This window comes from Flavobacterium collinsii (assembly GCF_902804485.1).
Classification (GTDB): domain Bacteria; phylum Bacteroidota; class Bacteroidia; order Flavobacteriales; family Flavobacteriaceae; genus Flavobacterium; species Flavobacterium collinsii.
The window spans coordinates 31,784-45,130 of sequence record NZ_CADCST010000072.1 but is presented as its reverse complement, the minus strand read 5'-3'; the positions used below and the strand labels follow the sequence as shown (position 1 = coordinate 45,130).

Annotated in this window: 14 protein-coding genes; 7 read left to right on the top strand and 7 right to left on the bottom strand. The window is 34.9% G+C overall.

Features of this window, described 5'->3' with window-relative positions; all coding sequences use genetic code 11:
* The first annotated feature begins 10 nt into the window (after positions 1-10).
* From FLA105534_RS07720 to FLA105534_RS07705, 4 genes are all read left to right on the top strand, one after another.
* Positions 11-1,015 (top strand): Kelch repeat-containing protein, encoded by a 1,005-nt coding sequence (locus FLA105534_RS07720; protein WP_173965444.1) that lies wholly within the window; start codon positions 11-13, stop codon positions 1,013-1,015.
* Positions 1,005-1,337 (top strand): DUF4907 domain-containing protein, encoded by a 333-nt coding sequence (locus FLA105534_RS07715; RefSeq protein ID WP_173965443.1) that lies wholly within the window; start codon positions 1,005-1,007, stop codon positions 1,335-1,337. Before FLA105534_RS07720 ends, FLA105534_RS07715 begins: the two co-directional genes overlap by 11 nt.
* Positions 1,338-2,444, top strand: a complete 1,107-nt coding sequence (locus FLA105534_RS07710) for a sensor histidine kinase (RefSeq protein WP_173965442.1) — start codon at positions 1,338-1,340, stop codon at positions 2,442-2,444.
* A 167-nt stretch (positions 2,445-2,611) separates the two neighbouring features.
* A complete protein-coding gene (locus tag FLA105534_RS07705) occupies positions 2,612-3,328 on the top strand; it encodes a LytR/AlgR family response regulator transcription factor (RefSeq protein ID WP_173965441.1) in 717 nt (238 codons plus the stop codon).
* Between the two features lie 86 nt (positions 3,329-3,414).
* Here the strand turns inward: FLA105534_RS07705 and FLA105534_RS07700 are convergent, their stop codons facing one another.
* Together FLA105534_RS07700 and FLA105534_RS07695 are read right to left on the bottom strand one after the other, a co-directional pair.
* A complete protein-coding gene (locus FLA105534_RS07700) occupies positions 3,415-3,933 on the bottom strand; it encodes a gamma carbonic anhydrase family protein (RefSeq protein ID WP_173965440.1) in 519 nt (172 codons plus the stop codon).
* A gap of 9 nt (positions 3,934-3,942) precedes the next feature.
* Entirely contained in the window at positions 3,943-4,932 is a 990-nt protein-coding gene (locus FLA105534_RS07695) for a PorP/SprF family type IX secretion system membrane protein (protein ID WP_173965439.1), read from the bottom strand.
* A 143-nt stretch (positions 4,933-5,075) separates the two neighbouring features.
* On the opposite strand from FLA105534_RS07695, the gene FLA105534_RS07690 reads away from it, so the two are divergent.
* From FLA105534_RS07690 to FLA105534_RS07680, 3 genes are all read left to right on the top strand, one after another.
* Positions 5,076-5,975 carry a NifU N-terminal domain-containing protein gene (locus tag FLA105534_RS07690; protein ID WP_173965438.1) on the top strand — a complete coding sequence of 300 codons (900 nt, stop codon included), beginning with the start codon at positions 5,076-5,078 and terminating at the stop codon, positions 5,973-5,975.
* Between the two features lie 162 nt (positions 5,976-6,137).
* On the top strand, positions 6,138-6,545 hold the full coding sequence (locus FLA105534_RS07685; RefSeq protein WP_173965566.1) for a YtxH domain-containing protein: 408 nt from the start codon (positions 6,138-6,140) through the stop codon (positions 6,543-6,545).
* A gap of 87 nt (positions 6,546-6,632) precedes the next feature.
* The gene (locus FLA105534_RS07680) at positions 6,633-7,445 is read left to right on the top strand and encodes a mechanosensitive ion channel family protein (RefSeq protein ID WP_173965437.1); all 813 of its coding nucleotides are present in this window, start codon (positions 6,633-6,635) and stop codon (positions 7,443-7,445) included.
* 7 nt (positions 7,446-7,452) lie between these two features.
* Here the strand turns inward: FLA105534_RS07680 and tsaB are convergent, their stop codons facing one another.
* From tsaB to FLA105534_RS07655, 5 genes are all read right to left on the bottom strand, one after another.
* Positions 7,453-8,127: a tRNA (adenosine(37)-N6)-threonylcarbamoyltransferase complex dimerization subunit type 1 TsaB gene (gene tsaB / locus FLA105534_RS07675; protein WP_173965436.1), complete on the bottom strand. Its 675-nt coding sequence runs from the start codon at positions 8,125-8,127 to the stop codon at positions 7,453-7,455.
* Positions 8,128-8,160: 33 nt separating this feature from the next.
* The gene (locus FLA105534_RS07670; protein ID WP_173965435.1) at positions 8,161-9,453 is read right to left on the bottom strand and encodes an efflux RND transporter periplasmic adaptor subunit; all 1,293 of its coding nucleotides are present in this window, start codon (positions 9,451-9,453) and stop codon (positions 8,161-8,163) included.
* 6 nt (positions 9,454-9,459) lie between these two features.
* On the bottom strand, positions 9,460-10,842 hold the full coding sequence (locus FLA105534_RS07665; RefSeq protein WP_173965434.1) for a TolC family protein: 1,383 nt from the start codon (positions 10,840-10,842) through the stop codon (positions 9,460-9,462).
* An 81-nt stretch (positions 10,843-10,923) separates the two neighbouring features.
* Complete coding sequence (locus FLA105534_RS07660; RefSeq protein ID WP_173965433.1) at positions 10,924-12,039, bottom strand: efflux RND transporter periplasmic adaptor subunit; 1,116 nt, start codon at positions 12,037-12,039, stop codon at positions 10,924-10,926.
* A 40-nt stretch (positions 12,040-12,079) separates the two neighbouring features.
* Positions 12,080-13,345 carry an ABC transporter permease gene (locus tag FLA105534_RS07655; protein WP_173965432.1) on the bottom strand — a complete coding sequence of 422 codons (1,266 nt, stop codon included), beginning with the start codon at positions 13,343-13,345 and terminating at the stop codon, positions 12,080-12,082.
* Positions 13,346-13,347 lie beyond the last annotated feature (2 nt).

Here is a 13,347-nt window from a genome sequence, read left to right as displayed (position 1 = left end):
TTAATACATTATGAATAATTTTAAAAAAGGAATAGTATTCGCAGCGTTGTTTTCAAGCCTCTTTTTCATAGGCTGCAGCAACGATAGCGACGAAGATTTAATAGGAAACTGGATTAAAAAGTCCGCATTTGACGGACCTGCCAGATCCAGTGCAACTAGTTTTGTAATTGGCGATTATGCTTATGTAACAACAGGTTATACCGGAGATGTCTATTTAAAAGATTTATGGTCTTACAATTCGACCGGAGATTACTGGGAACAAAAAGCTGATTTCCCAGGCATCGGAAGAAGTTCTGCCTCGGCTTTTGCTCTAAATCAAAAAGGTTATATTGGTTTGGGCTATGACGGAACGAATAAATTAAAAGACTTTTATCAGTACAATCCCACCAACAATACCTGGACTCAAAAAACTGATTTCGCCGGAACGGGCCGTTACGCAGCAGTAGGTTTTCAGGCCGGTGGAAAAGCTTATTTTGGGACTGGTTATGACGGAAATTATCTGAAAGATTTCTATCAATACAACGACCAGACCAATGCCTGGACTCTTGTAAATGGTTTTAGCGGAAATAAAAGACGTAACGCAACTGCTTTTGTAATTGCCGATAAAGTTTATCTTGGAACAGGAAGTAATAACGGTGTTTATCAGGAAGACTTTTGGGAATTTAATCCCGCAACCGATGTGTGGACCAGAAAACGCGACATCGATAAAGATACCGATGATGACAACTCTTACAATGACGATTATGCTATTGTTCGCTCAAATGCCTCAAGTTTTACAATGAACGGTTTAGGATATGTTGTAGGCGGTGAAAACATCAAAACGATCTGGGAGTATAATCCAACTACCGATTTATGGGCAGAAAAAACACCCATGGAAGGCGCCAGCCGAACAGATGCTGTAGGTTTTGCGATCAACAATCGTGGTTTTTATATGTTGGGAAGAACAGGCTCCACTTATTTTGACGATGCCTGGGAATTTAAACCTTTAGAGGAGCAAACAAGTGATGACAACTAAAATAAAAATGCAGTTCTTCTGGAGTAAAATCTGGAAGAATGTATTACTTATGATACTCATTTTACAATTTTTAGCCTGTGCGAAAAATGAAACTTTTAAAATCGAAGCCTTCAAAACTACGTCAGGTTGGGGTTATTCGATTGCTTTAAAGAACAAAATCATTATCAAGCAGGCTATTATTCCCGTCATTAACGACTCTAAAAGTTTTGTAACAGAAAGTGATGCTTTAAAAGTGGCAAATTTAGTCGTAATCAGGCTCAATCAAAATAGATCGCCAACAGTAACCAAAAATGATTTAATTTTATTAAAAATAAAATTATAAATGAAACTCGATACAATCAGAAATACAAGTTCAAACAAAATTTTGCTTCATGCTATCATCTGGGTTTTCTTTATTCTGACTTCATTAATTCAATTTTATGAAAGTCCGTTTAAAGTCAGTACTGATTTTTATGTGCAGTGGAGTACGGGAATTGTTTTGTTTTATCTGAACTATTTTTATCTGGTTCCTGTTTTACTTCTAGAGAAAAAATACTGGCTCTATTTTGTGTTTGTATTTGTCCTGATTTTGCTTTTTATGATTATCAGAATCAATTATTTTATTCCTGATTTTAGTCAGGCAAGACCTCTAAAAAATTTACCTCCTCCTGGAGATCTTAAATTAATGTACAGAGGAACAAGAGTAAGAGCGGTCTTAGCGACAAGACAGCCTTTGTTTTTTAAAATTGGCCCCTCTTTTTTTTATATTTTAATCATCACCATCAGTGCTATTATCAGAACACTGACAGAATTTTACAACAATCAGCAAAACAAATTAATTGCCGAAACCCATCGAACAAATACAGAATTAATTTATTTGCGCAAACAAACCAATCCGCATTTTTTATTCAATTCTTTAAATAGTATTTATTCTCTGGCACACAAAAAATCTGATTTAGTTCCTGATGCCATCGTTACCTTATCTGAACTAATGCGGTATATGCTGTATGAAACCGATAATAAAACAGTTGATTTAGAAAAAGAAATCAATTATATCCAAAACTACATTGAACTACAAAAACTAAGATTAAACAATATTGAAGACATCGTTATCAATGTTCATGGAGACACCAGAAACAAGTTTATTGAGCCCCTGTTATTGATTTCGTTTGTCGAAAATGCATTCAAATACGGAACAGATTATAAAGGTGCAGCCCATGTTAAAATTAAGATATTCATTCTGAACAGCAGTCTGGATTTCTGGATCGAAAATACAATTGAAAACTATATTAAAGATCCCGGAAATTCAGGTATCGGATTAGTGAATATCCAAAACCGCCTGGATTTACTCTATCCCAATGCGCACAAACTTGATATAACGCAGGATGACAAATATTTTCGTGTGCATTTGAATCTGGAATTAGATAAAATTCAAACTGCAATTAATTGAATATGATGAATTACAATTTCATAAAAAATTCCCTCATAACAAGACCCCGAAGACAGAAGAGGCATTTAAAATATGGCCCGTATTTTATGATAATTTTAAAACTTATTTTACTGGTTTAAAAGTACTTTTGGCTCTAAACAAAATTTTTAAAATTAAAACTTCAGCAGATGAAATGTGTAATTATAGACGATGAACCTTTAGCGGTTGAGTTACTGGAAGATTTTGTTCGAAAAGTAGATTCTCTGGAATTAGTCCATACTTTTAACAATGCTATTGATGCTGTTTCTTTTATCAATCAAAACAATGTTGATTTGATTTTTCTGGACATACAGATGCCCCATTTCTCCGGAATTGATTTTTTAAATACGATTGAAAAGAAACCCTTGGTTATTTTTACAACCGCTTTTTCTGATTATGCTGTAGAAGGTTTTAATCTGGGTGCAGTAGATTATCTGGTAAAACCCATTCCGTTCCATCGTTTTCTAAAATCGGTCGTACGGGCACAGCAGGTTTTACACCCGGCCACAACGGTTCAGGCTATTTCTGAAAACACTGCCGGAGCTGAAACAGAACAGGATTTTATGTTCGTAAGAGCAGAATACGAAAATGTAAAAATGAATTTTTCTGATATACTATTTATCGAAGGACTTAAAGATTACGTAAAAATATATACTATTGATAATAAATTTACACTTACCCTAATTAGTTTAATCAAACTTGAAAACCTGCTTTCAAACAAAGGTTTTTCGCGAATTCACCGCTCTTATATCATCAATATAAAACATGTAAAATCCATTCAAAAAAATAAAGTTTTGATTAGTGACAAACGAATTCCAATTAGCGAAAGTTATAAAACAGCTTTTTTCGAAAGGATAAATTTATAATTTATTAAATTCCAAAAATAGAAATTCCAAATTCCAAAAGTGTCAAACCTTGAAATTTGGAATTTCTATTTTTTTGATTATTTTTTTTATTCTTCATTTTTAAACCAACCGGAATACATTACGTAATTGTTTGAAATACGTTCAATTTCACCTGCAAAATCTGACTGATCGATGTCCTTGACTTTTTTAGCCGGAACACCCGCATAAATACTTCCTGAAGTAATTACTGTATTTTGGGTAACAACAGCACCAGCCGCAATAATTGAGTTGCTTTCGACAACACAATTGTCCATAACGATAGCACCCATCCCGATCAAAACATTATCGTGAATCGTACAGCCATGAACAATAGCATTATGTCCTATCGAGACATTATTTCCTATAATAGTAGGGTGTTTTTGATAAGTACAATGAATAACAGCCCCATCCTGAATATTCACCTTATTTCCAATTGTAATAAAGTTAACATCACCGCGAATAACGGCGTTAAACCAAACACTGCAAGAAGCTCCAAAAGTAACTTCACCCACAATTGTAGCATTTTCAGCAACATAACAATCCTCTGGAATCAAAGGTGTTTTTCCATTTACAGATTTAATTAGCATACTATTTTTTTAGTTAATTGCAGGACAATTACAGTCGTAACGTTCCTTTTTACAAAATAAATTGATTCCCAGCGTAATTTGGTGATAACCACCTGTATCAAATTTCACATCGCCTGTAACTTGCGAATAAGTGTAGGCAAACATAAAATTTTTATAGTTTACACCAATGATCGGTGTAATATATTGCAGCTTTTGTGCAGCTACTCCACTTGTACTGCTGTATTGCGTACCGTTAAAACTTTTTCGGTAAGACAAGGCAGCCCATAAACTTCCAAAGTCCATATTTTTGTATGCTTTAAGATTTACGTCAATAGATTTTTCTTTGGTTTTATCGAACACCTGAAACAATACCGAAGGTTCCCAGGTTACTTTACTTTTTTTTCCAAAAACATATCCTGCGCTTAACAGAAATTTTCTCAGATTATTACTCTCATATTCTGTATATAATTCTCTTCTAGTTTCCAGCAGCCCCTGAACCGTTGCATGAGCATAAAAATCAAGATAATTGTACGATGCTCCAATATCAACATTAAAGTACGAATCTTTTTGAATGGAACCGAAAACGATTGGATCAAAAGTACTTCCAAATTTAGTTTCATCCAATTGACTCTGAATCACTCCTCCACTAATACCAAATGACAACTGATTTAAATCAAATTCATCCCTTGAAAACATAATATGATGCGCATAGGTAAGTTTTATCCCTTTTTGAGAATGGTAACCGTTTTTATCATTAAAAACAATAATCCCGGCACCAGATCGTTCTCCTATCCTGCCATTAAAAGTCAAAGTTTGCAAAGATGGAGCATCTTCCTGACCAAACCATTGTTTCCTGGCGGTCAGCCTTATTTTGGCACAATTTGCCGCTCCTACCATCGACGGATGAATCAAATAATAATTATCTGACAAATAATCAGAGTAAACCGGTATTCCTTCTTGTGAATAAGAATAGGCTGATGCAATTAGAAAAAACAATAAAACCCTGATTCTAAATTTCATAAAGACAATATTGACCGAATATATTTTACACTCTTCTAATTTAATACGATTAATTTGAAAAGAGTCTTAATTATTTTATTAAAAAATCAAATATAGGTATTAGTAGAAAATAACTTTAGTAAATTTGTGAAAAATTACAAATCATGACAAAAATCACCATAAAAGAAACTCAGAATCCTACGATATTAAAATTCGAATTTGAGGATTTCATTACTCAGAATCAAAGTTTTGAATTCAAAAATATTGACGAAGCACAAGCATCTCCTTTAGCACAACAATTATTCTATTTACCGTTCGTAAAAACCGTTTATATTTCAGGAAACTTTATCGCAATCAAAAGATATAGTATTGTAGAATGGGACGATGTAAAAGACGCTGTTGCGGAACAAATTACATCATTTGTAGACAAGGGAGGCGTAATCATTAAAGTTGAAGAAACCCAAGCCAAAAAGCAACCTATTACGGTTTATGGAGAAACAACTCCAAATCCTGCAGCTCTAAAATTTGTGGTGAGCAGAATGCTGACCAGAAATGCTGTTGAGTATAAAAACATCGATCAGACTGCTTCTTCTCCATTAGCCAAAGAATTATTCAAATTTCCGTATGTGAAAGAAGTTTTTATTGATGAAAACTACATTTCGGTAACCAAATACGACATCAACGACTGGCAGGAAATTACGCTTGAAGTAAGAACTTTTATTAAGCAGTTTATTGAAAATGGAGGAACTGTTTTAGACGAAAGCCTTATTGAAGTAGCCACTAAAAATGATATTACAAAAGACGAAGCTTTTGATAAATTAGATGTTACCTCACAACAAATCATAAACATTCTAGAGGAGTATGTAAAACCTGCAGTTGCTGCTGACGGTGGAAATATTGCTTTTGACTCTTATAATGAAGAGGATAAAACAGTAAAGGTAATTCTACAAGGAGCTTGTAGTGGTTGCCCATCTTCTACTTTCACTTTAAAAAGTGGAATCGAAAATATGCTGAAAAGCATGTTAAACGATGAAGGGATTAAAGTAGAAGCTTTAAATGCTTAATTTTTTTATACGATAAAAAGAACAAAAAGCGTCTGTCAATGGTAGGCGCTTTTTTTATAAAAAAACATATCTCACTTATTATCAACAAATTATTACTGTAAAAATGTTGTAATTCTTTAAAAATAGTTAATATTGTATTCTAAACTAATCAATATCAAAACTATGGGATTATCTTCATTCTTTAAGAATTTGTTTGGCACAGCCAAAGATTCTGCTACTGATTTGGCACACCAGGCCGAAACTACTTTTGAACAGGCCAAAGAAGCTGCTGCTCCCTATATTGATAAAGCAGAGACCTTTGCCGAAGAAACTTTCACAAAAGCCAAAGAAGCATCAGAGCCACTGATTGAAACGGCAACGGAGTATGCGCACCAGGCGAAAGACATTGTTAGCGAATATGTTGAGAAAGCGTCCGACTCTATAGGCGATGTAATCGATACCGTAAAAGAAAAAACAAGTGAACTTACCGGGGAAACCAAGACAATTGTTTCAGAAACTGTAGCCGATATCAGCGAAAAAGCAGTCACTAAAGCAGATGAAGTTATTGACGAAGCTCCTAAGAAGGAATAAAACTCCTTTTTCTTATACCGGGAAATATCTTTATATTTGCAAAACTAATATACCTTCTCTTTGGGAAGGTTTTTTTATTCTAAAAATATGTACAATTCAGAACAGATTAGCAATTATGCTACTAAATTTATTAACGTATTAATTGATTATTCTCCAAAATTAATCTCGGCATTCATCATTTTATTTGTCGGAATCTATGCCATCAGATTAATAAACAGAATCATTACAAAAATAATGGTGCAAAGAAATTTGGATCCTACTTTAACCCGATTCCTTTCTGACATCTTAATTTGGGCACTCCGAATTTTATTGTTTGTGACTTTTATTTCAAAATTGGGTATAGAAACGTCATCCTTTGTTGCCATATTAGGAGCCATGGGACTTGCGGTAGGTTTGTCTTTGCAAGGGTCACTTTCAAACTTTGCAGGAGGAATGCTAATTATTGTTTTCAAACCTTTCAAAGTTGGCGATACAATCGAAACCTCGGGTGGAATTATTGCGACAGTGGTAGAAATTCAGATTTTTGTAACCAAGATGTTAACAGCCAACAATCAAACAGTTTTTGTGCCTAATGGGGCTTTATCAAACGGAACGATTATCAATTATTCGATGCAGGGGGAACGTAGAGCAGATCTTACTTTTGCCGTTTCTTATGATTCTGATATCAAAAAGGCAAAAGACATTCTGCTGAACGTTTTAAACAACAATCCGAAAGTGCTTAAAAAGCCTGCCGCAGAAGTTTTTGTTAAAAACCTAACAGCCAGTTCAGTAGAGTTCGCAGTACGTCCATGGGCAAAAAATGCTAATTACGGAGCTGTCTTTTCTGAGACTTTAGAAAATTGCAAAGCAGCTTTAGATGAAGCCGGAATTTCAGTTCAGCCGTATACACTTCAAAAATAAAAAGGTTTTAGCCTTTTTTTGATGGAGGCGCCATCATAAAATCTTTTAAATAGTAAGGTTCAAAATAAGCGACATCAACAGTGTCGCTTTTTTGATATTTATCATAACTGATTTTACTCATTGCAGCAGCAGAAGGATATCTGATCTCTTCTAAAAAAACAAAATTCGGCTGGGTTAAAACTGTTTTACATTTATCGGCGCAATCTCCCACAAAATAAACAGCCTCTGTATACTCTTTAAAAGAGTCTTCAGTAATAACTTCAGCCTGAATCGTTCTTTCTACTTTTAAATCCGCTGTAAACACTTCACTATAAACTTCCATTCTTCTGGCATCGAGCATCGGAATAATTTTTCCTTCGGCAACTTTGGCCTGTGACGCCAAGGTTTGTAAAGTATCAACCGCAATCAACGGAATGTTTAAAGCAAAACATAATCCTTTGGCTGCCGAAACACCAATGCGCAGGCCGGTATAAGAACCTGGTCCCTGGCTCACAGCAACAGCCACCAAATCCTCAACTGCGATACCCGCTTCAGCAATTACTTCTTCGATAAAAACATGTAGTTTTTCGGCGTGCGAATAACCTTCTTCGGCTATTTCCCTGCATATAATTGTTTCTCCATTTTTAGCAATGGATACGGAGCAATTTTTAGTAGCTGTTTCAATATTGAGAATAAAAGACAATGTGTGTATTTTTAAAATTGATAGTAATATAAATTATTTCTTAGGAGCATCTGCTGTTTTAAGCTTTACTTTATCTCCAGAATTTAAATCTTTAGAAACGGTAGTATAGGGCCCTGTGATCACAACATCTCCCGATTTTAGTCCTGACATTACCTCGATATTAGTATCGTCCTGAATACCCGTTTTAATAACTCTTATTTTAGCCTTATCTCTTACTCTTACAAAAACACACTCAAACTTCTTATCGCTTTTCGGAGCTGCTTTTTTGTCTTCGTTCGGATCATCTACTTTAAAGTCTTTTACGGCAGTAGTATCTGATTTCACAACAACTGAACTAATAGGCACTGCCAAAACATTCTTTTTAGTTTTGGTAATAATATCGACTGTAGCGGTCATTCCGGGTCTGAAAGGTGAATAGGTATTGGGTTGTCCTTCCAGTAAGTCTTGATAAGATTCTTTCAGGATACGCACTTTCACTTTAAAGTTCGTCACCTGATCTGAAGTTAACGCTGTACTCGCAGAATTAGAAATACTAGTTACAGTACCTTTAAATTTCTTTTTTAAATAGGCATCAACTTCAACGTTTGCTTCATCGCCAATTTTTACTTTAACGATATCATTTTCGTTTACATCCACTTCTACTTCCATATTGTTAAGGTTCGCCACACGCAAAAGCTCTGTTCCTGCCATTTGCTGCGTTCCCAAAACACGCTCTCCCAATTCAACATTTAAAACTGAAATTGTTCCATCAGCAGGAGCATAAATTAAAGTACGTCCTAAATTGTCTCTGGCTTCTGTTACTGATGCCGAAGCGCTCTTAACATTATAATACGCATTTTGTTGGGTCGCCTTGGCTACTTCATAAGTCGAAATTGCTTTATCCCAATCCGATTTTGAGATTACTCCCTTTTCATATAGCGTTTTATTACGATCGTAACTTGCCTTTGCTTCTTTAAAACTAGCCTGGGACTGTGTTAAACCAGCCTTAGTACCAGACAAGTTAGCAACAGAACGTTCTAAACCTGAGGTATACAAATCAGGGTTTATTTTTACCAATAAATCTCCTTTTTTAACCACCTGACCTTCTTTTACGTTTAACGCAATAATTTCACCCGAAACCATTGACGATAATTTAACTTCTATCTCAGGTTGGATTTTACCCGTGGCAGAAACTGTTTCAACAATTGTTGAAGCTACTACTTTTGAAATTTCTACTTCTGTTCCTTCATCCTTATTCCCAATAACTCCTGCTTTCGAAAGACCAACTAAAACTGCTATAAGCACTACTGCGCCACCTACTAAAAGATAAATCGTTTTTTTAGACATAATAAATTATTTTGTAACAATTGGAACAATTGGAATTCCAAAGTAGAATTCTAATATTTTTATTTTAAATATGTAATCGTATTTTGTTCGGATCACATCGGACTGCGCATTTGTTAACAATGTTTGTGCCTGAGTAAAATCAAAAGAATTCATTAAACCTACATCATACTTTTCTTTCGCATAGTTATAGGCCTGCTGTCTTGCTTCTAATGTTACGGTAGACGATTCGTAAGTATTTAAAGCTCCTTTCGCATTTGTAAAAGCTGTATAAACATTACGTTGCAAATCTAAACTTTTTTGCTCTAAATCTATTTTAGATTTTTCTAAACTTACTTTACTGCGCTCTACATTATTTCGAATTGAAAAACCATTAAAAATTGGCACATCTAAACGAAAACCAAAATTATGTCCTTTATTATCACTGAACTGTTTAAATATTGGATCCGGCCCTACAGAATAGGGTTTATTATTTTCATCCAGTCTGGTTCGGTCACTGTAACTCGCTCTGGTATCGAATCCATAGAATCCTCTTAATGTTGGCTGATAAGCTCCTTTTGCAATAGTAACACTTTTCTGTGCAATTTCAAGATTGGTTTGCGCCAGTTTTAGTTCAGTTCTTGTTTCTTTTGCTTTGTTGTAAATCTCATCCGGAGTTTGAGCCATAATGTTATTTTCATCTTTTGCGTTAGTATCATCTACCACATCAAAATCTGTAAATTCTTTTAGTTGTAAAAGTTGGGCCAAACTCAATTTTGAGATTAAGAAATTATTTTCTGAAACGGTGATATTTTGTTTGTCAGTTGCCACAGTTGCTTTTAAATCAAACAAATCACCTCTGGGAATAGTCCCGGCATTAACCATTTCTTCAGAACGTGCCAAACGTTTTTCATCAATGGTTAGCTGTTCTTGTTTTATTTTTAAATCTTCTTTATTCGAAAGGATCTGAAGGAAGGCATTGGCCACATTCAGTGAAATATCTTCCTGAATTTTCAGCAATTGATATTGTGAAGCTATGATGGCAAGTTTTGTTCTTCTATACGTATTTTGAATTTGCAAACCTTTATAAATATCAACTCCCGCACTTAAACCTACAGAAGAGTACTGTGTCGTTTGATTACGCAAAAGACCGGTTGTAAGATCCTGATTCAAACCAATGTTCCAGGAATGTGATGCATTACCACTTACTGACGGAAGATAACTTCCAAAGGCAGCCCTTTTGTCAATCGCTGCATTTTGAACATCCAGTTCTGACAACTTTATCGTAATATTATTTTCTAATGCATAACGAACACATTCTTCCAAGGTCCATTTCTTTGCCTGCGCCTGGCCAGATAAGCCAAACCCAAATAACATCGCAAAAACCAGACTATTATATTTATTTATTTTCATATATTTTGAATGAAAGCATAGTAACCCTACTACGCAAATTTAACATTTTTTTAAAAACCAAAAACTCTTTATTTGTCCCAATTATTTCTTTTCTGTTTCAGTAATCAATCCCTGATTCCAGATTTTAATTTTATCCGAAGCTTTAATTCCGCTTTTCACCTGAACATAAATTCCGTCACTAACTCCTAAAACCAAATCTTTTCTTTGAAATTTTTGAGGAGTAGTTTCAATCTCAACGTATGGCTTTTGCGTTTTTTTATCAAATTGCACCAATGATTCTTTGATTGCCAAAACTTTATCTGCTTTTTCTAAGATAATCGAAGCATTAGCACTTAAACCTGCTCTGATAAAAGTCGCATCTCTATTCTCTAAAGCCGCTTTAATTTCAAACTGGATTGCTCCGTTTTCCACAACTCCCTTAGGAGCTATATCGGTCAGAACTGCATCAAACTTCTTGTTTTCGATAGCTCCAACTGTGATCTCAATTGGCATTCTTTCTTTGATCTTTCCTACTTCAGATTCATCAATTTTTCCAATGAAAATCATTCTTCCTACATCTGCAACACTTGCAATAGTAGTTCCTTCATTAAAATTATTACTTTCAATAACCTGATTTCCTACTTTAACCGGAACCGCCAATACCATTCCATTTACCGTTGAACGAATTAAAGTGTTGGCATAATTTCCTAGTGATGTTGTTGTTCCTGTTTTTACAATATCCAAACTTTGTTTGGCAGCAAGATAGTTTTGTTTTGCCTGTTTGTATGCCAATTGTGCAGCATCAAAATCATTTGCAGAAATTACATCTTTGTCAAATAATATTTTTTGTCTTTGGTAAATTTTCTCCTGATTGTCTAAAGCAATTTTACTTGTCTGTACCTGATTTTGGGTACTACTAACATTAGAAACATTGGCTACAACTCTGATTTTTGCGATCATATCGCCTGCCTTAATTTTCTCTCCTGCTTTGATATACACTTCTTCGATAATACCTGAGATGTTTGGTTTGATTAAGACCTCTTCATTAGGCTGAATATTACCCGTTGCAATTGTATTCTTCACGATCGTTTTAATCTCTGCTTTCTCCGTTTTAAAAACAATCGGAGATTCTTGGTTCTTAGCGTACAAGTAATATAGTGCGCCAAAAAAAACTATAGCAATAAAGATTAAAATGGTTACGGTTACTCCTTTTTTCATTGTGTTTTCAGTTTAATTCGATTATATTCTGATTGATAATTTATTCTGTTCGCAAAGCATCTACCGGCTTTACATTAATTGCGGTCTGTGCCGGAATAAATCCCGCTAGCAAACCAGATCCTACTAATATGATTAAAGCCACAAATACAACTCCTAAATCGACGCTTGGATTAGCAAACATCATATTGCTTTCCGGAGGCATCGAATCTAAAACCATGTTTAGAATTGCTATAATTCCGGTTGCCACTGCAATACCCAGCATACCTGAAATGATCGTCAAAAATATAGATTCAGCTAAAATTTGCCCTCGAATAGCAGCAGGGGTAGCCCCTAAAGCCCGGCGAATACCTATTTCTTTGGTACGTTCTTTAACTACAATAAGCATAATATTTGAAATACCAATTACTCCCGAAATCAAAACCAATGTTCCCACAAAATAAGCAATGATTTTCAAGATATTAAACAAACTTTGCACTTTATTAAACTGCTCGTACAAATCAAAATTACCTACAGCACGCTCATCTGTAGGATTTACAGAATGAAGTGCTTTAATGATTTCCAGAATTTTTGGCTTTAAATCGGTAATCGAAGTTTCATCTTTTGCAGTAAGTGCCATCCAGCCAACTTTATCCCCATAATTAAAGGCTTGTTGAAAAGCGGTAAAGGGAATAAATATATTTTTCTGTTCCTGTTCTGCATTTCCTCCTTGTTGTTTTGAATTATAAACTCCTACAACCATAAAATTGATTCCGTTGATTTTCACATATGTCCCAATTGCTTCCTCTCCTTTTCCATAAAGCTCACTGATAACACCTTTACCAATTACTGCAACTTTTCGTCTCTCAAGAATATCCTGTTGATTAACAAATCGTCCTTTGATAATATCCATCGGTTGCTGTTTGATCAACTCCGGGTAATCCCCGTAAATGGTAAATGCCGAAGTTTTTGTACCGCGAACCACATTATTACTCCCGTTAAAATCCCCCAGCTGATTTCGTGGTGACACATATAACAAATCCGGCAAGGCTGCTTTTAAAGCACCAACATCACTATTTCTAAAATCATAACGACGTGTTTTAGGCAAACCTTTGTAAGCTTTTGATGTTGTTTGACTCCACATAAACATGGTATTTGTCGCAATTCCGTCAAAATCTTTTTTCACACCATTCTCCAAACCATTTCCAGCTGCCAGTAAAATGACCAAAATAAAGATCCCCCAGAACACCCCAAAAGCAGTTAGAATCGTTCTGAAAACGTTGGCCGTCAAAGCCTGTAAAATCTCGTCCCAATTATCTTTTTTAAACATAA